The sequence below is a fragment of the Rhizobium sp. P2_G9 genome (assembly GCF_056403475.1).
In genome coordinates this window covers 1-19,914 of sequence record NZ_JBFUFK010000059.1, presented here as the reverse complement: position 1 = coordinate 19,914, position 19,914 = coordinate 1, and the positions used below count along the sequence as shown (strand labels likewise).

At 59.7% G+C, this 19,914-nt stretch carries 26 protein-coding genes and 1 tRNA gene; 18 read left to right on the top strand and 9 right to left on the bottom strand.

The genetic code is table 11. The features are described 5' to 3' along the window. Positions 1-133: 133 nt before the first annotated feature. The 9 genes from AC1DYF_RS34710 (at position 134) to AC1DYF_RS34670 (ending at position 6,873) form a co-directional block, all read left to right on the top strand. Positions 134-1,216 (top strand): tartrate dehydrogenase, encoded by a 1,083-nt coding sequence (locus AC1DYF_RS34710; RefSeq protein WP_477882704.1) that lies wholly within the window; start codon positions 134-136, stop codon positions 1,214-1,216. Then, the gene (locus AC1DYF_RS34705; protein ID WP_477882703.1) at positions 1,209-2,078 is read left to right on the top strand and encodes an amidohydrolase family protein; all 870 of its coding nucleotides are present in this window, start codon (positions 1,209-1,211) and stop codon (positions 2,076-2,078) included. The genes AC1DYF_RS34710 and AC1DYF_RS34705 overlap by 8 nt, the downstream gene beginning before the upstream one ends. A 3-nt stretch (positions 2,079-2,081) precedes the next feature. Then, positions 2,082-2,570 (top strand): VOC family protein, encoded by a 489-nt coding sequence (locus AC1DYF_RS34700; protein ID WP_477882702.1) that lies wholly within the window; start codon positions 2,082-2,084, stop codon positions 2,568-2,570. Continuing rightward, complete coding sequence (locus tag AC1DYF_RS34695; RefSeq protein ID WP_477882701.1) at positions 2,567-2,899, top strand: EthD domain-containing protein; 333 nt, start codon at positions 2,567-2,569, stop codon at positions 2,897-2,899. The genes AC1DYF_RS34700 and AC1DYF_RS34695 overlap by 4 nt, the downstream gene beginning before the upstream one ends. Before the next feature lie 10 nt (positions 2,900-2,909). After that, positions 2,910-3,677 (top strand): SDR family NAD(P)-dependent oxidoreductase, encoded by a 768-nt coding sequence (locus AC1DYF_RS34690; protein ID WP_477882699.1) that lies wholly within the window; start codon positions 2,910-2,912, stop codon positions 3,675-3,677. A gap of 22 nt (positions 3,678-3,699) precedes the next feature. Next, a complete protein-coding gene (locus AC1DYF_RS34685; protein WP_477882698.1) occupies positions 3,700-4,488 on the top strand; it encodes an SDR family NAD(P)-dependent oxidoreductase in 789 nt (262 codons plus the stop codon). 63 nt (positions 4,489-4,551) lie between these two features. Next, on the top strand, positions 4,552-4,788 hold the full coding sequence (locus AC1DYF_RS34680; protein ID WP_477882696.1) for a biotin/lipoyl-containing protein: 237 nt from the start codon (positions 4,552-4,554) through the stop codon (positions 4,786-4,788). A gap of 46 nt (positions 4,789-4,834) precedes the next feature. Further along, positions 4,835-5,842 carry an alpha-ketoacid dehydrogenase subunit beta gene (locus AC1DYF_RS34675; protein ID WP_477882695.1) on the top strand — a complete coding sequence of 336 codons (1,008 nt, stop codon included), beginning with the start codon at positions 4,835-4,837 and terminating at the stop codon, positions 5,840-5,842. Next, positions 5,839-6,873 carry a thiamine pyrophosphate-dependent dehydrogenase E1 component subunit alpha gene (locus AC1DYF_RS34670; RefSeq protein ID WP_477882694.1) on the top strand — a complete coding sequence of 345 codons (1,035 nt, stop codon included), beginning with the start codon at positions 5,839-5,841 and terminating at the stop codon, positions 6,871-6,873. Before AC1DYF_RS34675 ends, AC1DYF_RS34670 begins: the two co-directional genes overlap by 4 nt. A 73-nt stretch (positions 6,874-6,946) precedes the next feature. On the opposite strand, the gene AC1DYF_RS34665 is transcribed toward AC1DYF_RS34670, so the two are convergent. After that, positions 6,947-9,331 (bottom strand): transketolase-like TK C-terminal-containing protein, encoded by a 2,385-nt coding sequence (locus AC1DYF_RS34665; protein ID WP_477882692.1) that lies wholly within the window; start codon positions 9,329-9,331, stop codon positions 6,947-6,949. Between the two features lie 124 nt (positions 9,332-9,455). On the opposite strand from AC1DYF_RS34665, the gene AC1DYF_RS34660 reads away from it, so the two are divergent. The 3 genes from AC1DYF_RS34660 to AC1DYF_RS34650 all read left to right on the top strand — a co-directional run bounded on the left by AC1DYF_RS34660 (position 9,456) and on the right by AC1DYF_RS34650 (position 10,735). After that, positions 9,456-9,932: an Lrp/AsnC family transcriptional regulator gene (locus AC1DYF_RS34660; protein WP_477882691.1), complete on the top strand. Its 477-nt coding sequence runs from the start codon at positions 9,456-9,458 to the stop codon at positions 9,930-9,932. Positions 9,933-10,291: 359 nt separating this feature from the next. Next, entirely contained in the window at positions 10,292-10,435 is a 144-nt protein-coding gene (locus AC1DYF_RS34655) for a hypothetical protein (protein WP_477882689.1), read from the top strand. Positions 10,436-10,546: 111 nt separating this feature from the next. Beyond that, complete coding sequence (locus tag AC1DYF_RS34650; protein ID WP_477882688.1) at positions 10,547-10,735, top strand: hypothetical protein; 189 nt, start codon at positions 10,547-10,549, stop codon at positions 10,733-10,735. A 61-nt stretch (positions 10,736-10,796) separates the two neighbouring features. On the opposite strand, the gene AC1DYF_RS34645 is transcribed toward AC1DYF_RS34650, so the two are convergent. From AC1DYF_RS34645 to AC1DYF_RS34625, 5 genes are all read right to left on the bottom strand, one after another. Further along, entirely contained in the window at positions 10,797-11,204 is a 408-nt protein-coding gene (locus tag AC1DYF_RS34645; RefSeq protein ID WP_477882687.1) for a hypothetical protein, read from the bottom strand. A 231-nt stretch (positions 11,205-11,435) separates the two neighbouring features. Then, a complete protein-coding gene (locus tag AC1DYF_RS34640; protein WP_477882686.1) occupies positions 11,436-11,717 on the bottom strand; it encodes a hypothetical protein in 282 nt (93 codons plus the stop codon). A gap of 72 nt (positions 11,718-11,789) precedes the next feature. Continuing rightward, positions 11,790-12,251, bottom strand: a complete 462-nt coding sequence (locus tag AC1DYF_RS34635; RefSeq protein WP_477882685.1) for a hypothetical protein — start codon at positions 12,249-12,251, stop codon at positions 11,790-11,792. Between the two features lie 235 nt (positions 12,252-12,486). Further along, on the bottom strand, positions 12,487-12,957 hold the full coding sequence (locus tag AC1DYF_RS34630) for a hypothetical protein (protein ID WP_477882683.1): 471 nt from the start codon (positions 12,955-12,957) through the stop codon (positions 12,487-12,489). 41 nt (positions 12,958-12,998) lie between these two features. Further along, positions 12,999-13,226 carry a hypothetical protein gene (locus tag AC1DYF_RS34625; protein WP_477882682.1) on the bottom strand — a complete coding sequence of 76 codons (228 nt, stop codon included), beginning with the start codon at positions 13,224-13,226 and terminating at the stop codon, positions 12,999-13,001. 336 nt (positions 13,227-13,562) lie between these two features. Between AC1DYF_RS34625 and groES the strand changes: the two genes are divergently transcribed. Together groES and groL are read left to right on the top strand one after the other, a co-directional pair. After that, on the top strand, positions 13,563-13,859 hold the full coding sequence (groES, locus tag AC1DYF_RS34620; protein WP_477882680.1) for a co-chaperone GroES: 297 nt from the start codon (positions 13,563-13,565) through the stop codon (positions 13,857-13,859). Positions 13,860-13,921: 62 nt separating this feature from the next. After that, positions 13,922-15,559 carry a chaperonin GroEL gene (gene groL, locus AC1DYF_RS34615; RefSeq protein WP_477882678.1) on the top strand — a complete coding sequence of 546 codons (1,638 nt, stop codon included), beginning with the start codon at positions 13,922-13,924 and terminating at the stop codon, positions 15,557-15,559. A 49-nt stretch (positions 15,560-15,608) separates the two neighbouring features. On the opposite strand, the gene AC1DYF_RS34610 is transcribed toward groL, so the two are convergent. Together AC1DYF_RS34610 and AC1DYF_RS34605 are read right to left on the bottom strand one after the other, a co-directional pair. After that, positions 15,609-16,658, bottom strand: a complete 1,050-nt coding sequence (locus AC1DYF_RS34610) for a fatty acid desaturase (RefSeq protein WP_477882677.1) — start codon at positions 16,656-16,658, stop codon at positions 15,609-15,611. A 17-nt stretch (positions 16,659-16,675) separates the two neighbouring features. Continuing rightward, the gene (locus AC1DYF_RS34605; protein ID WP_477882676.1) at positions 16,676-16,885 is read right to left on the bottom strand and encodes a DUF4167 domain-containing protein; all 210 of its coding nucleotides are present in this window, start codon (positions 16,883-16,885) and stop codon (positions 16,676-16,678) included. 592 nt (positions 16,886-17,477) lie between these two features. On the opposite strand from AC1DYF_RS34605, the gene AC1DYF_RS34600 reads away from it, so the two are divergent. From AC1DYF_RS34600 to AC1DYF_RS34585, 4 genes are all read left to right on the top strand, one after another. Beyond that, entirely contained in the window at positions 17,478-17,747 is a 270-nt protein-coding gene (locus AC1DYF_RS34600) for a DUF1488 family protein (RefSeq protein ID WP_477882675.1), read from the top strand. A gap of 78 nt (positions 17,748-17,825) precedes the next feature. Continuing rightward, positions 17,826-18,668, top strand: coding sequence for a transglutaminase-like domain-containing protein (locus tag AC1DYF_RS34595; protein ID WP_477882674.1), 843 nt, complete (start codon positions 17,826-17,828; stop codon positions 18,666-18,668). 220 nt (positions 18,669-18,888) lie between these two features. Further along, a complete protein-coding gene (locus AC1DYF_RS34590) occupies positions 18,889-19,056 on the top strand; it encodes a hypothetical protein (RefSeq protein WP_477882672.1) in 168 nt (55 codons plus the stop codon). 1 nt (position 19,057) lies between these two features. After that, positions 19,058-19,420 (top strand): type II toxin-antitoxin system RelE/ParE family toxin, encoded by a 363-nt coding sequence (locus tag AC1DYF_RS34585; protein WP_477882671.1) that lies wholly within the window; start codon positions 19,058-19,060, stop codon positions 19,418-19,420. Between the two features lie 89 nt (positions 19,421-19,509). On the opposite strand, the gene AC1DYF_RS34580 is transcribed toward AC1DYF_RS34585, so the two are convergent. Then, positions 19,510-19,586 (bottom strand) — tRNA-Met (locus tag AC1DYF_RS34580). Positions 19,587-19,914 lie beyond the last annotated feature (328 nt).

Sequence of the window (19,914 nt, the reverse complement as noted above, 5' to 3'; positions counted from 1 at the left end):
TCGCTCACGGCGTCAGGCGAACGCACTGCTCCGTCAAACTTCACGCCCGAAGGCCTTGCATTGCATCTGACCGCGACTATAATTGAAACGATACCATCCGTACTCACCCATTCCCGCCTGGAGTTCGAGAAACATGCCCTCAGCCAAGATCGCCGTGATCCAGGGAGATGGGATCGGCAAGGAAGTCGTCCCGCAGGGCATAAAGGTGGTCAGCGAAGCCGCGCGCCTGTTCGGTGTCGACATTGCCTGGGAGGATTTCGACTGGGGCTGCGATCATCACGCCCGCACCGGCCGGATGATGCCGGCCAACGGGCTCGACCGGATTGCCAATCATGACGCGATCTTCCTCGGCGCCATCGGCTGGCCGACGGTCTCCGACGTCGAGTCGCTCTGGACGCTGCTGATGCCGATCCGACGCAATTTCCAGCAATATGTGAACTTGAGGCCCGTGCGGCTGTTCGACGGCGTGCCATCGCCGCTCGCCAATCCCGGACTGATCGACTTCTACATCGTCCGCGAAAACAATGAGGGGGAATATTCGGAGATCGGCGGCCGCATGTTCCCCGGCATGGACCAGGAAATGGTCACCCAGCAGACCATCTTCACGCGCTTCGGCTGCGACCGGGTGATGCGCTTTGCCTTCGACCTCGCCCGCAAGCGCAAGAAGAAGCTGACCTCGGCGACCAAGTCCAACGGCATCATCCACACCATGCCGTTCTGGGACGAGCGCTTCCGGGCGATCGCCAAGGAATTCCCGGATGTCGCGACCGAGCAATATCATATCGATATCCTGACCGCCCATTTCGTCCGCCGCCCCTCCACCTTCGATGTCGTCGTAGCCGGCAACCTGTTCGGCGATATTCTCTCCGATCTCGGCCCGGCGGTGACCGGCACGATCGGCATTGCACCGTCCGGCAATCTCAATCCGGAGCGGCGCTTTCCCTCGATGTTCGAGCCCGTGCATGGTTCGGCGCCCGACATTGCCGGCCAGAACATCGCCAATCCGATCGGACAGATCTGGTCTGGCGCGATGATGCTCGAACATCTCGGCGCGAAAGAAGCAGCAGATGCCATCGTCGACGCTATTGCCCGCGTGCTTGCTTCCGGCGAAAATCTGACGCGCGATATGGGCGGCACAGCCTCGACCGAAGCTCTCGGCCAGGCGGTCGCCGATGCGCTTTCGATTCATCCCCTGGAGGCCCGCCGCCATGGCTGAACTGGCATTCGTCGACACCCATTTCCATCTGCATGACATGAAGCATCCGAAGCTGCGCTACGGCTGGCTGGAACCGGATGCCACTCACGGCTTTCTGGCGGATACCGACCCGCTGAAATCCCAGCATTATCTGATCAAGGACTATCTGGCTGAAATCCGCTTCGCCAATGTGATCAAAGCCGTGCATGTGCAGGCTGCCGTCAACACGCCCGACCCGGTCAACGAAACCGAATGGCTGCAGGCCTTTGCCCAAGAAACCGGCTTTCCGCAGGGCATTATCGCCGAATGCCATCTGGCGCGGCCGGACGCAGCGCAGGTGCTGGACCGTCATCTCAAATATCCGAATGTGCGCGGCATCCGCAATTTCGGAGAGGGCCACTACCTGGTCGACGCGGCCTGGCGAAAGGGTTTTGCCGAGCTCGGCCCGCGCAACCTCGTCTCCTGCATCGATACGCGCGTCGAGCTGGCCGACGATATTCTCGACCTTGCCCGCACCTTCCCGGAGACGCAGATCTGCGTCGACCATTGCGCCATCCCGATGAAGCGCGATCCTGAAAGCTTTCGCCAATGGCGGGCTGCGATGGACGTCATGGCGGCAGCGCCGAATGTCTGGATGAAGGTTTCGGGCCTCGGCATGTGCGACCCGCTCTGGACCGTCGATTCGATCCGGCCCTATGTGCTCGGCAGTATCGAGGCCTTCGGTCCGGACCGCGTCGTCTTTGCGACCAATTGGCCGGTCGACCGGATGTTCAGTTCCTATCCCGATGTCATCAATGCCTATGCCGAGATCATCTCCATATTGCCGCGCGATCAGCAGGTGGCGCTGTTCTCCGGCAATGCCGAAAAGCTATTCAGGATCTGAGCGATGAGCGCGCAAACAGACATTGTTGGGCACGCCGCGACAGCCAATGCCATCCATCATGTCGGCATGAGCGTCGCCAGCATCGATGATGCCCTGGCTTTCTGGGAACCATTCCTTGGCGTGCCGGCCCGCTGGCAGACCGTGCTCGACGGGCCTTATCTGGGAAAACATGTCGGCTATCCCGGTATCAGCATCAAGGCTGCCTTCGTAGACCTGCCCGGCGGCAATACACTGGAACTGCTCGACTACCAGACCGAAAAGCAGAAGCAGCCCGATGCGACGGCCAATCCCGGCAATGTGCATCTTTGCCTCAAGGTCGAGAACGCCGACGTCGCCTGGAAACATGCTGTTGCCTGCGGCGCGCGGCCGATCGTGCCGGAAGGTCCGGTCGATATCGATGGCGGTCCGAATATCGGCGCGAAAGTCGCCTATCTGCGCATTCATGACGGGATTACGCTGGAATTCTTTCAGCCGCGGAGGGCCGCTGGATGATCAAGCGCATCAGTTTCATCCGCCGCAAGCCCGGCATGACTGAGGAAGAGTTTTTCGCGCATTGGACGGGGCCGCATGCCGATATCGTCAGGCAGATGCCGGGCGTGCGCGGCCTGCGCTTCGACCGGGTGCAAAGCTGGAACCCTCAAGAGGCGGCCTGGGACGGTGTCGGCGAGGTCTGGTTCGACAGCGTCGAGGATGCGGCGAAGGCCTTCGCCACCGAACCCTATGCCAGCCAATTGGTCGAGGATCGCAAGAAATTCATGGGCGAGGCGCAATCCTGCTTCGTTACCGAGCATACGGTTGTCACGCCGCCGGACGGGCGTTGAGGAGAAGAAGATGGCGTTCAATCTCGGCTCCGGGCTGGAAGGCAAGAAGGTGATTGTCACCGGGGGCACGGGCGGCATTGGCCGCGAAATCTGCCTGGCGTTCGGCGTGGCGGGCTCTGATGTTGCCGTGGTCGATCTCGACCAAGCCAAGGCGGATGCCGTTGTCGCCGAGATGGAAGGCGAGGGCCATATTGCGATCGGCCATGACCTGCGGCCGGTCTCCGACCAGAACACGGCGCTCGATAAGGTTCTGGCCGCCTTCGGCCGTATCGACGTGCTGGCACAGACGGCCGCCGTTCTCGTCCGCCGCCACAGCCTGTTCGAAGTCACCGAGGCCGATTGGGATTTCCAGCACGACATCAACCTCAAGGCCGCGTTCTTCCTGGCGCAGGCGGTGGCGAAGATCATGCGGGATCAGGGCCAGGGCGGCCGGATCATCAATTTCACCTCGCAGGGCTGGATGAGCGGCGGTTTCGGCGGCTCGGTCGCCTATGCGGCGACGAAGGGCGGGATCGTATCCATGACCCGCGGCCTCGCCCGTTCGCTGGCGAAGGACAGGATCACTGTCAATGCCATCTCGCCCGGAGCGGCCGACACCGCGATGATGCGCAGCGGCATGGATGATGCCGCACTCGCCGCGACCGTCGCCCAGATCCCGCTCGGCTATATGGCGCCACCATCGGATCTCGCCGGCTCGGTGCTGTTCCTGGCCTCGGATCATGCGAGCTACATCACCGGCGCCACCATCAATGTCAGTGGCGGTTGGCTCATGTACTAGCGGCAAAGTGGGGAGGAGGATCATGACACAATCGTTTTCGGGCAAGGTCGTCGCGATCACCGGCGCTGCGCGTGGCATCGGCGACGCCATCGCCGGCCGCTTCCTCGAAGAGGGTGCCAAGGTGTTTTCCCTCGACCTTGGCGATCCGGACGAGACGCGGGATAGCGTCACCTACCTAAAAGCAAATGTCGCCAAGCCCGAAAGCGTCGCCGATGCCTTCAGCAAGATCGACCGCGAGGCCGGACAGATCGATGTGCTGGTCAACAATGCCGGCGTGCAGCGCGTCGCCTTGGCGGAGAACATGACGCCGGAGGACTGGCATCTGGTGATCGACACGCATCTCACCGGCATGCATCTCTGCTGCGCCCAGGCGATCCGCCGGATGCGGGCGCGCGGCAAGGGCGGCGCGATCGTCAGCATTGCTTCGGCCGCCGGCATCATCGCCATCCAGGGCCGCGGCCCTTATAGCGCGGCCAAAGCAGGGATCGAGAGCCTGACCCGCGTTTACGCCACCGAAACCGCGACCGCCAATATCCGCGTCAATGCCGTCGCCCCGGGCTCGACCCGCACCAAGCTGATCGAACAGGGAATCAGGGACGGGTCGATCCGCAGCGAATGGCAGGTCGAGCGCATTCCCATGGGTCGGCTCGCCGAACCCTGGGAGATCGCCGATCCGGTCGTTTACCTCGCGAGCGACCGGGCGAGTTACATCACCGGGCAGACGCTGGTCGTCGACGGCGGCTGGACGGTGCAGGGCATGGTTCATATCGCCGACTGGCTGATGCCGTCGCCGAATCCACCTGCTGGATGACAGGGCGAGACGCTTCGTCAGAACGAGTCATGGTTTGAGATAAGATCAATACGGAGTGACAGGATGCGTTCAACACTCAAGATGCCGAAGGTCGGCGATGCCGTCGACGAGGTGGTGATCAGCGAAATCCAGGTCCAGATCGGCGCCAAGGTGGCCGAAGGCCAGACACTGTTCGTCGTCGAGACCGACAAGACCACGGTGGAAGTGCCCGCACCCTTCGCCGGCACCGTGGCCGAAATCCTGATCGCCGCCGGTGATGACGTGAAGACTGGGGCGCCGACCATCGTGCTCGAAGCATGAATTTGGCCGCCCAGGCGGCAGACGTTTCTGGGAATGAGGAGGAGACATGGCCAAGATCTGGGTAAGACAGGCAGTGCTGAGGGCACTGGATGACGCGATGAAGGATGATCCGACCGTCATCATGATGGGCGAGGACGTCGCCGCCGCCGGCGGGCCGTTCAAGGTCACCGAAGGCCTGCTCGCCGAGCATGGCCCGCAGCGCGTCATCGACACGCCGATCTCGGAAATGGGTTTCATGGGTGCGGCTGTCGGCGCCGCCGTCTGCGGGTTGAAGCCGATCGTCGAGATGATGTTTGTCGAATTCATCGGTGTCGCGCTCGACCAGCTGACCACGCAGGCCGCCACGATGCGCTATCTGTCGCGCGGCCGGCTGACGACGCCTCTGGTGGTGCGTGCTTCGGCCGGCGCCGGTCAAGGCTTTGGCTGTCAGCATTCGCAGATGCTCGACCATTGGTTCCGCGGCACGCCGGGCCTGAAACTCTGCGTCACCAGCAACGCCCGCACGACCTATGGCCTGTTGCGCTCGGCAATCGAGGATCCCGATCCTGTGGTCGTGCTGGAGCCGCGTATCCTCTATTCCGAGCGCGAGGAATTCGAGCACGATCCGAATTATCGCATTCCGCTCGGTCAGGCCGAGATCGTCAAATCCGGCACCGACGCTACGGTGATCGCCTGCGGCGCCTTGGTCCGTGCGGTGCAGCAAGCCGCCACCAATAGCCGCGCCAATATCGAGGTCATCGACCTGCTGACTCTCTGGCCCTGGGACAAGAAGACCGTGGCCGACTCCGTGGCCCGCACCGGCCGGCTGGTGACAGTGGAAGAATCACCCGCAGCATCCGGCTGGGGCGCCGATGTCGTCTCGGCCATTGCCGTCGAGCATTTCGGCAAGTTGCGTGCAGCACCCCATCGCATCACTTTGCCCGATGCACCGGTGCCCTATAGCGGGGTGCTCGAAAGCCGCTATCTGCCGAGTGCTGCCTATATCGCCGAACAGGTCGACGCGCTGGTCTCGACCAACCAACCGCCGCTGCCCTGGTGGAGGAATGCCGCATGACCGATCTTTCCAACTTCAATTCGCCGCCCGCCCGCCGCGAGGCGCTGAAAAGCCGGCTGGAACAGCTGACCCGCATGATCGAAATCCGCTCGGTCGAAGAGCGCATCCAAAAACTGTTCGGCGAGGGCCATATCCGCGGTTCGACGCATCTCGCCAGCGGCCAGGAAGCGGTGTCGGTGGGCATTGCCCGCTCGATCGATCCGGATGACATCGTTACCTGCACCTATCGCGGTCACGGCCATGCGCTGGCGCTGGGCGTCACCACCGTCGGCGTGCTGGGCGAAATCTGCGGTCGCACCGTCGGCTGTGCCGGCGGTCTTGGCGGATCGATGCACCTGGTCGAACCGGCCGTCGGCCTCTTGCCGACCGCGGCGATTATCGGCGCCGGCTTGCCGATCGCCTGCGGCGCTGCGCTGGCGGCCCGCACCCGGGGCACGGACCGGATCGCGGTGTCGATCTTCGGCGACGGCTCGGCGAATATCGGCGCCTTTCATGAGGCGCTCAACTTCGCCGCCATCCTCAAGCTGCCGGTCGTGTTCGTCTGCGAGAACAATCTCTATGGTGAATATTCGCGCATCGACCTCACCACCGCCGTCGAGGACATTGCCACCCGCGCCGCGAGCTACAGCATGCCGGGCGTCATTGTCGACGGCCAGGATGTCGATGCCGTGGCCGCAGCCATGGACACCGCCGCCGCCCGCGCCCGCCGCGGCGAAGGCCCGTCGCTCTTGGAAATGAAGACCTACCGCTATTCCGGCCACTCCCGCTCCGACCCGGCGACGTATCGCCGGCCGGGCGAACTTGACCAGTGGCTGAAGCGCGACCCGATCGACATCCTGGCAAAGAAGCTGGTCGAGGAGAGATTGCTGGCGGCAGATGGGCTTGATCCGCTTAAGGCGGACGTGCGCGACGCGGTCGAGCAAGCAACACAGGAAGTGCTTGCATCACCGCATCCGGATATGGGTGAGATCATGTCGCATGTGAGTGCCGCATCGGCCGGCGGCGATCGGAAATATGCGTTCTGGCAGTGATTACCTGTGGGATCGCCCGTACCCAGCGGGCGACCCTAACCTCGCCAATTGAGCAGACCATGCGAAACCGGTGCTATTCCAGCGCCTTCAAATGCCGTATCGGCCGCCCCCGCGCGATCCCCTCAGCCGCAGCCGCGATCGAATTCGCATCGATGCCGAAATGGCGGTAGAGGTCATCGATCGTGCCTGATTGCCCAAAATGCTCGACGCCCAGGCTGCGGGTGCGATGGCCGTAGACTGAGCCGAGCCAGCCCAATCCCGCCGGATGACCATCCGCCACGGTGACGATGGCACAATGCGGGGGCAGTGCGTCGAAAAGGCGTTCGATGTGGCTCTTTGCATGCACCAGCCCGCGCTCCCGCGCTCGGCTTGCCGCTGTCCAACCGGCATTGAGCCGGTCGGCGGAGGTGACGGCAAGCAGGCCGATGTCGCGCCGATCCTCCGCCATCATTCCGACCGCCTCGATCGCTTCCGGCGCGACCGTCCCGGTATAGGCGACGATGACCTCGCAGTTCGGTCCCGGCTCCCTCAGCCAATAGCCGCCATCGACAATCTGCTGCTCCAGTTCCGCTGTCATCGTCCGGGCGATCTGCTCGACCGGGCGGGTTGAAAGCCGGAGATAGACCGAGCCCCCGGTCTCCTCCCTGAGCCAGGTGCGCTCGGATTGCACCGCTTCGCCGTCACGCTGCATATAGTCGAAGGCAAAACGCATGATGACGGCGAGTTCGTCGACGAAAGCCGGCTCGAAAGCCGCCAATCCGTCCTGCGCCATGCCGATCAGCGGTGTCGCGATCGACTGGTGCGCACCGCCTTCAGGCGCAAGCGACACGCCGGAGGGCGTGGCGACCAGCAGGAAGCGCGCATCCTGATAGCAGGCGTAATTCAGTGCATCCAATCCACGCTCGATAAACGGATCATAGAGCGTGCCCACCGGCAGCAGCCGTCGGCTGAAGACCGAATGCGACAGGCCAAGCGCCGAAAGCAGGATGAAGAGATTGTTCTCGGCGATGCCGAGTTCGATATGCTGACCGGTCGTGCCGAATTCCCATTTCTGCGCCGAGGCGATGCGCTCGCTGCGAAAGGTATCGGCCAGCAATTGTTTTGCAAACAGGCCGCGCCGATTGACCCATGGCCCCAGATTGGTCGACACCGTCACATCCGGCGACGTGGTGACGATGGCATCGGCAAGCGGCCCGCCGAGCCGCGCCAGCTCGTCGAGAACCCGGCCGAAGCCGGCTTGCGTCGACATCGTGCCCTTGGTCTCGACCGCCAACTGCTGGGGAACAGGCACGCGTTGCGCATGATAGCGCCGCCGGCCCTTGGCGTTGAAAGGCACCGCGCCGAGGAAGCGTTGCAGCGCCGGCGCCGCGATCTCCAACCCCTCGAATTTCTCCCATTCCCGGCCAGCCGATATGCCCATCGAGGCCTGCAGCGCCGCGATCTGGTCCTTGGTCATCAGGCCGGCGTGATTGTCCTTGTGGCCGGCGAGCGGCAGGCCGAAACCCTTGATCGTATAGGCAATGAAGCATGTCGGCCGGTCGTGCGACCGCGCCGCCTCGAAGGCATCGAGCAGGGACGGCAGGTCATGGCCGCCGAGATTGGTCATCAGCGCCGCCAGTTCGTCATCCGAGCGGCGCGCGAGCAAAGCGCCAATTTCGTCGCCGAGATCGGCCGTCAGCCGCTTGCGCCAGGCTGCACCTCCCTGGAAGGTCAGCGCCGAATAAAGCTGGTTCGGGCAGGCATCGATCCATGTCCGCAGGGCCTCGCCGCCCGGCTCCGCGAAAGCCGTTCGCTGCAGCGAGCCATATTTCAGGATCACCACATCCCAGCCGAAATTGCGGAAAATGCTTTCGAATCGCTCCCAAAGCCCTTCGCGGACCACGGCATCGAGGCTCTGGCGATTGTAGTCGACAATCCACCAGCAGTTGCGCAGGCCATGCTTCCAGCCTTCGAGCAGCGCCTCGAAGATGTTGCCCTCGTCCATCTCGGCATCGCCGACCAGCGCCACCATCCGGCCTTCGATAAGATGCTCGTCGCGCGCCTTGAGATAATCCTGGACCAGCGAGGCAAACAGCGTCTGTGCCACGCCCAGCCCCACCGAGCCGGTGGAGAAATCCACGTCGTCGCTATCCTTGCTGCGTGACGGATAGCTCTGTGCGCCGCCGAAGGCGCGAAATTTCTGGAGCTTGTCCAAGCTCTGGTTACCAAGCAGATACTGGATGGCGTGGAAGACGGGCGACGCATGCGGCTTGACGGCTACCCTGTCTTCCGGTCGCAGAGCCGAGAAGTAGAGTGCCGTCATGATCGTCGCCATCGAGGCCGAAGACGCCTGGTGGCCGCCGACCTTCAGCCCGTCGACATGGTCGCGCAGATGATTGGCATTGTGGATCATCCAGGCGGCCAGCCAAAGCGCCTTCTTTTCCAACTGCGCAAGCGTCTTCAGCTCTGTCTGGTCCATGAATGCCTCCTTGACATGGACCGTCAGCGTAAGGCAGTCTCCGAGACGAAAGTAACCAAAGATATCCTTGGAAACGATATCATTTAGTGATTTTTCTGCGTAGATTCTTAGATTTTGGGGAAATATGCCAAAGCCGCAGCTGGACAATATCGACCGGCGGATCATTGCCGCCCTGCAGGCAGACGGCCGGATGACGGCGCAGGAGCTTGCCGACCGGGTCGGCCTGTCACCCTCGCCCTGCGCCCGGCGCGTCAGGCTGATGGAGGATCGCGGCGTCATCACCGGCTATACGGCGGTCATCGACCAGGACATGGTCGACCTGCCGATCTCGGTGTTCGTCTCGATCAAGCTGGAACGCCAACGGGAGGAAGAACTGGAGCGATTCAACGCGGCGATGTCGCGCTGGCCGGAAGTGGTGGATTGCTACCTGATGACCGGCCAGCGCGATTACCTGCTGCGCATCGTCGTCCGCGACCTGCACGCCTATGAGCGCTTCATCAAGGAAAAGCTGACGCGCCTTGATGGCGTCGCGTCGATCGAATCGAGCTTTGCGCTGTCGCAGATCAAGCGCTCCAACCAGTTGCCGATCGCCGAGGGATGATTGATGTGTCTGACCCGATCTGGCGCGCCGACACAGATCGCGCACCTTGGGCCATTCGATGAGCCCGCGCCGAAGCCAACGGCATTGCCGATTCCATTCTTCCGCTGTGCATGCTACACTGTTTCACATTGGAGGCGCTTATCAGCGCACCTGTCCTATAGGACCGCTTCACCCGGGATCGAACCAACGCCGGAACGAGGGGGGGTCCTCTTTGTCACTACCTCGTGCCTGCCCCGATGCTCCGGTGTCGGCAATAACCCGTCAAACAGAATGCTGACAGAGCCTGCTCTTCCCAATGTGGGACGCAGTGGCCTCTCGGCAATTCGCACAAATATCTGGGATCAGAGAAGGAAACGATCATGGCAAAAGGCCAAGTGCGCGGAAACCGTGAAGTTCGAAAGCCGAAGAAAGACAAGAGCGTCGTCAAGGCCAGCCCTGTCGAAGGCTCTCAGGTCAAGCTTGCCGGCAGCAATGCTTCGTTTGGCAAGAAAGATAAGAAGTGACCATCTGACAGCGACTTGCTCCGGAATAGCGTGTGACAGCAGTTCCGGAGCGACGTGACCGCGACGAAACCACCCGGAGCTGTTTTGATACGATGATGATACGGAATGATCATGGCCATTAAATTTGTGAAAAAGCCCGAATCCGAACAGACTGTTCCTGCCAAAAAGACGCAAGATCTATCGGCGGAAAGCCTGCTTCCTGCGGCCGCTGCGGAAAGCATGCCGGTTGAAAAGTCCGGTCGTCCGAAGGGTAAGAAAGCAACGAAGCCTGCCACGGAAAAAGACCGCGAGCTTTTCTAGAGCAGGTTCCGGAAAAGTGTCCCACGGTTTTCCGGCGAAGGCTATGCGCGCTCACCGTCAATCAAAGCGCGCTTGCTTGTTTCTCAAATAAGCCCATCAGCCCGGCGTCCGTGAGGGCACCCCTAACATAGGCGTATAGAATGCGGCGTTCGACGCACAGCCGCATGTCATTTCGGAGTTCTATCGGGATGTCGTCCAAGCTCTTCACAGGCGTCCTTGCATGCAGGCTCATGAGCTGCATGGCCCTTGCTTGACATCCGTCGACGGCCAGAGCGTCCACGCGGGTTTGAACCTCTACTCTGTTGACGGCGTCGTCAGCAGCAACTTTCGTCGCTTCAATTCGCTCGGCACTGGCGCCATCGTTGTGGTCAGCCCGTTCCCATGCGATGAACACGCCGAGCACAATGACGGTGGCCACAACGGCGCCAATTTTCAACAGTGTTTCCAATAAGATATTCTTTTCTGGCAAGGGTTGATCCGTAGGCAGAGGCGGTGTCGATGTGCACAGAGGTCGCAAATACCTGTTGGCGGTCAGGATGCGTAGTCCCAATAAAGAAGCCAGAGCATGGCAACCACCGGCAGGAGGCAAGAAGCGACGATGACAAGCCTCAAACTCATGTCTCGACTTCCGATGGTCCCAGCTGTTCGGAAAGCCGAATCTGCAGTCGGACGCCCCCTTGATGCAGCCTTGCCGTCACGATCATTTTGCCAGACCCTGGGTGTGGCGGCGTGCGTCCCTTGCGAGTGCCGCTTCAAGTTCGATGGGATCCACCTGGATGGATTGCCTGACAGCGGTACGAACCGAAATTGCAGGAATTTCCAGACGGGACGACGTGCGCCTATAGGCGATAAATGACAATTCTTCGATCCGTTCTTCCTCGGTAAATAGTCGATAGGTGCCCGCTTCCAGCGGCTGCGCCAGGGACGTGAGGACGAATGGATGAGCGAAAGTAATGTCCGATGCTGTCGTGCGATCCGTCATGATTTGTCTCCTGGTGTCCAGCGCGAAAATGATCGGCGTCTCGCCTCGCGGGCACCGGATACGTCTTATCGGTCAAGCCGCGTGAACCGGCGCGTTCAGAATCCGCAGCGCTCTCTCGGCCGTTCGAACGTTGAGGCCGCTCATATTCCACGAGCCATACGCGGCAGGCTCGCCGCTGAACACATGGTAGATAGTCCATGTGCCGTTGTGCTCGATTCTTCGGCCAAATCGGTAGCCATCTTTCGACCCAGCCTCGGGCCGCGCTCCCGCCGAAGCCGACGGAGCGGCATGGGGCGAGCTGGAAACGCGTGCGGATTCATCCGGCGAGTTTGCCAATCGGTTGACAAGGGCAAAATGCAGCGCGCCTTCGTCGACTACGCCGCTCTGGAATTTTTCGATCAAAAATCGGGCGGCATTCAGCCTGCTTTGCCGCGCGGCCGAATCGGAATCGTCTCTGATCCCCGCGCGCTCGAGAATTCGATCGAGCAAAGCGATATCCGTTATCGTGAAGTGCTGTTGGCAACCGGAAGACATATTTGTCCTCCTTTCATTGGGGCTAAGGTTTTCAACCCTACAAAAGCAGCGCCCGCTTCAATTGCTGCCGACGCAATCACTATGCATGTAAGCAATCTGACAAGCAAGCCTTGTCTCGAATCTACCCCTCCCAGGCAGATTTTCGTTGGCAAGCCAAGGATTCATCCGCTTAGACTCTTTTGTCTTGTCGCAGGTTGTTATCGGGAAAACCGTGGAACACTTTTCCGGAACCTGCTCAGCGGAATGCATAATCGACCGCGCGGATGATCCGCGCCTGCACGATATCCATCGTCACTTGATCAAGCGTCATGACCCTGTTGTCCCGCGACGAGGTTTCGCTCACGGTCTCGTCGATGCGGATATTGCGTGCAGACTTATCCGCAGTAAAGGCGATATGCGGGATTTCGGTCGAGGACTGATTGCGATTATTGGCGTTGATGATTTGAAAATCAATCTTCAGCTGATCGCCACCATCGATCTTCTTGGTGAGACCGTCGATGATCCGGTAGTCATGCCCCTTGGCTTTGAGGATTTCGCCGATCTCCATCATTGCAGGGCGAATGATGGAGATACAATGTTCAAGAAAGGCGCGCGTGAACTCCCCCTTGGCCTTCGCCTCGTTGACTTCCCTTTGCGCGTTTTCCTCCATCCGCCGATCATGTCGACCAAGGATTTCATCCAGTTTTGACTTGTCGGTATCTTTCATCACAATTCCTATCGAGCATGCGCGGTCGGCTGCAAACGCGTTCAAACGGCTTCCCTGAAGCCGTTGCGTGCAAGGCCAGTCCAGCGAAGGCTGGCATTTGCGGCTGCCTTGCTGTCGTTGAAAACGAGATCGTGCTTGCCGCTCGAAGCAAGAGGAACGGAATAGGGAGCATCGACATAATCTCGATTCTCGTTATATCCGATGCCCGCCAGATAAGCCTTCAATTGCCTCACATATTTGCCGTGCAGATCGAAAGTCGTGTTTTTCATAAGACCTCGTTATTTTTCCAGAATTGTTTTCGTAATTTTCTGCCTGAATCTCAGTCAATTCTATCCGATAAAAATGGTCATAGATAGACGCGCAATTTTTCTGGGTTTTCTGGGCTTTTTTTATGCTTTTCCACGCATGTGCAAAAAATAAAAAGCGAGAAAAATCGGTGCTCTTATTGTGGAAATTATTTTATCTGACCTCGGGGCAGCCATCGAGGAACGGAAAATTATTTATTTCACCAGATTTAAATTTCTAGCACTCGCCGCTCATGAGTGCTAAGACAACAAAATTGGTCCTTCGCGGGCCGTAAACCCATTTCATTGAGGACATTTAAAATGACGGACGTAAATTTCCGACCTCTTCACGATCGCGTCGTCGTCCGGCGCGTCGAAGCCGAAGCGAAGAGCAAAGGCGGCATCATCATCCCCGACACCGCCAAGGAAAAGCCGCAGGAAGGCGAAGTGGTCGCAGTTGGCACCGGCATCCGCAACGACAAGGGCGAGCTCGTCGCGCTCGACGTCAAGGCAGGCGATCGCATCCTGTTCGGCAAGTGGTCGGGCACCGAGGTCAAGCTGAATGGCGGAGACCTTCTGATCATGAAGGAATCCGACATCATGGGCGTCATCGCCTGATATCGTCGATTCCTTCGATCGACATTAACAACCAATGAGCCCTGGGCTCAGGAGTTTTCATCATGGCTGCCAAGGAAATTAAGTTCGGTCGCACCGCCCGCGAAAAGATGCTGCGTGGCGTCGACATTCTCGCCGATGCGGTGAAGGTCACCCTCGGCCCCAAGGGCCGCAACGTCGTGATCGACAGGTCCTTCGGTGCGCCGCGCATCACCAAGGATGGCGTTGCCGTCGCCAAGGAAATCGAGCTTGAGGACAAGTTCGAGAACATGGGCGCCCAGATGGTCCGCGAAGTCGCTTCGAAGACCAATGACGTTGCTGGCGACGGCACGACGACCGCCACCGTTCTCGCGGCCTCCATCGTTCGCGAGGGCGCCAAGGCGGTTGCCGCCGGCATGAATCCGATGGACCTCAAGCGCGGCATCGATCTCGCCGTATCGGCCGTCGTCAAGGATCTGCTTGCCAAGGCCAAGAAGATCAACACGTCGGAAGAGATCGCCCAGGTCGGCACGATCTCGGCCAATGGCGAGAAGGAAATCGGCGACTATATTGCCGAAGCGATGCAGAAGGTCGGCAATGAAGGCGTGATCACGGTCGAAGAAGCCAAGACCGCCGAGACCGAACTCGAAGTCGTCGAAGGCATGCAGTTCGACCGTGGCTACCTCAGCCCCTACTTCGTCACCAATGCAGAGAAGATGGTTGCCGAACTGGACGACGCCTTCGTGCTGCTGCACGAAAAGAAGCTCTCCAACCTGCAGGTCATGCTGCCGATCCTGGAAGCCGTGGTGCAGACAGGCAAGCCGCTGCTGATCATTTCGGAAGACGTCGAAGGCGAAGCGCTTGCCACGCTCGTCGTCAACAAGCTGCGCGGCGGCCTCAAGATTGCCGCCGTCAAGGCGCCCGGCTTCGGCGATCGCCGCAAGGCCATGCTGGAGGATCTGGCCGTCCTCACCGGCGGTACGGTGATTTCCGAAGATCTCGGCATCAAGCTCGAAAACGTCACGCTCGACATGCTCGGCCGGTGCAAGAAAGTCTCCATCACCAAGGAAAATACCACCATTGTCGACGGCGCTGGCCAGAAGTCCGACATCGAAGGCCGCGTCACCCAGATCAAGGCCCAGATCGAAGAAACCACCTCCGACTACGACCGTGAGAAGCTGCAGGAACGTCTTGCAAAACTCTCCGGCGGCGTCGCCGTGATCCGCGTTGGCGGATCGACTGAAATCGAAGTCAAGGAAAAGAAGGACCGCATCGACGACGCGCTCAACGCGACCCGCGCTGCCGTCCAGGAAGGCATCGTTCCCGGCGGCGGTATCGCCCTGCTTCGCTCTTCCGTCATCCTCGACGTCAAGGGCGAAAATGACGACCAGAATGCAGGCATCAGCATCATTCGCAAGGCGCTGCAATCGCTGGTTCGCCAGATCTCGGAGAATGCAGGCGACGAAGCTTCGATCGTCGTCGGCAAGATCCTCGACAGGAATGACGAAAACTGGGGCTATAACGCCCAGACCGGCGAGTTCGGCGACATGATCGCCATGGGCATCGTCGACCCGGTCAAGGTTGTCCGCACGGCGCTGCAGAATGCGGCCTCGGTTGCCGGGCTGCTTGTCACCACCGAAGCGATGATCGCCGAACTGCCGAAGCGGGATGCTCCGAGCATGCCTGACATGGGCGGTATGGGTGGCATGGGCGGGATGATGTGATCGCAACCGACTGAATCGGCATCCGCAAATCGATAGACCCCGGTTTTTTTTACCGGGGTTTATTTTTGGCCGGCGATGCTTTGGCGACATCCCGAAACGACAGGAGCTTGCCGGCCTTTTCATCCCAGAGCACGAGTTTCACGCAGCGGACACTGTCCATCAGCGTGATGCGACCGATCTCACCCAGTTCAGGATGATCCTTCAGGACCTCCGGAAGCCGGTAATACGGCACCCTGCTCGAAAGGTGATGGACGTGATGAATGCCGATATTGCCGGTGAGCCATTTCAGCACCGGCGGCAGGTCGTAGTGCGAGGCGCCATGCAGCGCTGCCTGCTGGAACTGCCATTCGGGTTTCTTGGACCAATAGGTCTCTTCGAACTGATGCTGGACATAGAAGAGCCACACGCCCGCCGCGCCGGCCAGCAGCACAATTGGCAAGTGGACGAGGAGGAATGGCACCAAACCGATCGCCCAGATCAGTATGGCGGCGGCAACCGCGACCGCGGCGTTGGTCGCCATCGTCGACAGCCACGGCACATACCCCTCGCGCATCATGCCGAAAGGCAGCCGCTGCTTGAAAATGAACAGCCATGCCGGTCCGATGCCGAACATGACAAGGGGATGCCGATAAAGACGATAGCTGAGCCTGCCCCACCAGGAGCAGGCGTTGAATTCCTCGACAGTCAGGGTGGTGATATCGCCGACGCCGCGCTCATCGAGATTTCCGGAAGATGCGTGATGCTCGGCATGCGCGCGCCGCCAGTAGTCGTAGGGCGTCAAGGTCAGAACACCGATCACTCGTCCCGTCCAATCATCGACCCATCGACGGGCAAAGAACGATCCATGGCCGCAATCGTGCTGGATCATGAACAGCCTGAGCAGGAACGCCGCAGCAGGAACCGTCAGGATCAGCCCCCACCAAAGCCCGTAATGGACGGCCAGGCAGCATAGAATCCAGAGCGCCACGAACGGCAAAACCGTGACCATGAGCTCGAAGACGCTGCGTCCTGCATGCGGCTCACGATAGCCGGAAAGTATTTTCAACCATGCCTTGTCGTCAAGTCCGCTCTCATTTCCGGAGCTGGGGGCCGCAATCATTGTTGTCCATTTGCTTTCTATGAATTGTTGGAATTGGCGGCGCGAAAGAAATGCTCCGCGTGCTGGTAATAATTTTCAGCTTGAACTCTATCGCCTGCGCGGGCCTGTTCACGGGCGAGCGCGAGATAATAATCGTAGCGCTGGGAAATAGGCGGTTGAGCGCCAGGGCGCTGGCGGGACTGTGCCGGGCTCGTTTGGCTGCGATTGTTGTTTGAGGGGTTGTTCATCTATTTCTTCGGGCGCCGTTGGCGCCGCTCCTTGGGAGACTGAAAAATGCTCTGGGGAAAGCTGATCAGTCGATTTGTTCCGCAACAATTCGCTGCAATTCGACTGTGGTGAAAGGCACGAGGTTCCAGCATTGCCTGGGATTCGGTTCGGAAGCCGTATCTTTCGCACGGCGTCCGGGCGTTTTGCCCGCATTCTGGATGGCATTGTCTGTGAAATTTTGGTTGCTTCACGGCGAGCAAGCTGCATCGCCATACGGGTTTGAGGCTATGGATCGATGAGATGCGGAGTGACCAGAACGCGGCCGCGGCAGGTGGGCGATGAAAAGCGCTTCGTACGAGCCTCTCGGCCACCTTTGACGCCCCTTTCTATATAGGTGCAATGTGGCGGCTTCAAGTCCATGTGGAATGACAAGTGGCAGGCACCTCAGAGCAGCATGGAGGGTTTCACCGATAGTCTACGTTAAGTCGGTCCCCTGCCCGCGAAACATTGCTCGCTCGTTGTGCCCGAGAAGTCTCGATATATATCCCCTTTTGTTCTCCGATTATGTTATCCTTAGGCTTGCTGCAAGAATTTCCGCTAAAGGGTTTCAATATGCACCTGACGTTCCCCAACCAGAGCCGGAGCTATGACGAAACGGGTCGGCGCATCCGCTTTTCGGGCTATGACGGCATGTTCGAGATCAAGTTCTTCCTCGAAATCGATGCATTGGCCAAGGCATTCGCCGGCAAGATGAGTGGCGAGAGAGAATATCTCTCCGCATTCGACACTGTCCGCAAAAACGTCCTGGCCGTCGCCGAGAAGGCTTACGCACGTGGAAGAGACAAAACCATGTGCACGCTCACGATCACCGACTTTACCTGAACAGGCCGCACGAACGCCTGCCGCCGGCAGACATCCATCGGGTCTTGCCCCTGCAATCATCGAAGAAGGGACAAGCGCATGCTGATCCGCTTTGGCTACGATATTACCATCGCTTGCGAACAGAACACGCCCATGGTCTGTCTGCTCAACGCACATCGCGACAGGGCCGGCGATATGCGTTCTCCAGAGCAAGTGGTGACGCAGCCCGGCGTGCCTACTTCGACCTATGTCGACCTCTTCGGCAATATCTGCCGACGTTTTGTGGCGCCGACGGGCGCGTTCTCGATCTGGGGCGACGGCACTTTGGAAGACAGCGGTCTGCACGATCCGGTGGTTCCGGATGCCCAGGAAATTCCCGTCGCCGATCTGCCTGACGAATGCCTGCTCTTCCTGATGGGGAGCCGCTATTGCGAAACGGACCGGCTGAGCCAGTTCGCCTGGGACCGGTTCGGCCAAATCGCGCCTGGCTGGGGCAGGGTCCAGGAGATTTGCGACTTTACCAACGAGCACATCGTCTTCGGCTACCACAATGCCCGCAGCACCCGCACCGCCTATGAAGCCTTCGAAGAAAAGATCGGCGTCTGCCGGGACTACGCCCATCTCGCCATCACCCTGCTCCGCTGCATGAATATCCCGGCACGCTATGTGAACGGCTATCTCGGCGATATCGGCGTTCCGATCCTCGATCCGCAGGATTTCAGTGCCTGGATTGAAGTCTATATCGGTGGACGCTGGATGACATTCGATCCCCGCAACAACAAGCCACGCATCGGCCGGATCGTCGTCGCGCGCGGCCGGGATGCGGCCGATGTGCCGCTGATCAACTCCTTCGGGCCGCATGAATTGAAAGCCTTCCGTGTCTGGACCTACGATGTCACGGGCTTGGCTTTGCCACTGCCACCTATGGATCATGGCATGTGAATGGCGCGCTTTGAATAGGTGATCAATGCCAGAGCCGCAGCTATGCCAATATCGACCGGCGGATCATTGCCGCCCTGTAGGCACCAAGGCCAAAAAAATTAGCCCACACCTAAAATGAGAACTGCTGATAGAGCGTGCCAAAGATTGACAATATTTGCGACGTTTCCCATAATAACAAGAGAACGAAGGGCTCAACCCAATGTCATCCGGAAGCCTTCATGTGAAGGTGGGCGGTGCGCTGCAAACGCACATTCAGCGGCAGACCCGCGACGAAGCCTGGGAGTGGCTGCAAAAGGAGCTGTCTGCCGGCATGCGGGCCGCCGACAGCGAGTTTGTTTCGGTCTCCGCAAAGGACGTGGTCAGCCGCAATCAGAAGCCAAGCCGCTAACATGGCGGCATACCGCTTTTACCCGACGGCCGATGCCGCCCAAGACAGGATTTGCCGTGGTACGGTTGATACGTGGGGCGAAGCCCAAGCCGCCACGGACATTACCGGGCTTCATGCACATTTGTTGCGGCTGACCGCGAACAAGTCGCTGTGGCGGCGGCTTCCCCGCAATCTCGCCGTTGCCCCCGATATCCGCAAGGATGCGTATTTCACCCACTACGAACGGCATTACCTGTTTTTCCGGGAGCTAGACAACGGCGATATCGGCGTGATCAGCATCCTGCATGACCGCATGGATATCCCGATGCGCCTGGCGGATGATTTGGCGGCGCTTGATCGCAAGGCCACTTCGGAACCTAAATAGCCGCCGCTTACGACCGCCGCGTGTTAGGTCCAAAAACACGAAAGGCCTCCTGAGGGAGGCCAATAGTTCGTTGATTTTCTTAGAAGATTTGGTTGCGGGGGCAGGATTTGAACCTGCGGCCTTCAGGTTATGAGCCTGACGAGCTACCGGGCTGCTCCACCCCGCGCCATCCGGTTTTTTGCTTTGGTTTTGCGTCAGCATACCAAAGCAAAAATACCGCTGTTTGCGTCGACCTTTCGGCCATCCGGTCCGGTTTTTGCGAAGCAAAATACCGTTAGTTTCTGTGTTCTCTCGCCTGTCAGGAGAGTGTCCATGCGCATTATAGCAGATTTCTGCCGTAACACGAATAGGCCGCTTTGTGCGACCTTTCATCGTATCCGCTTGTTGGCGGTTTTGTGTGTTTGAGGTATCGATTGACGTTGCGTTTTGCAGACCTGGCAGCGACCTACTCTCCCGTGCCTTAAGACAAAGTACCATCGGCGGTACCATCGGCG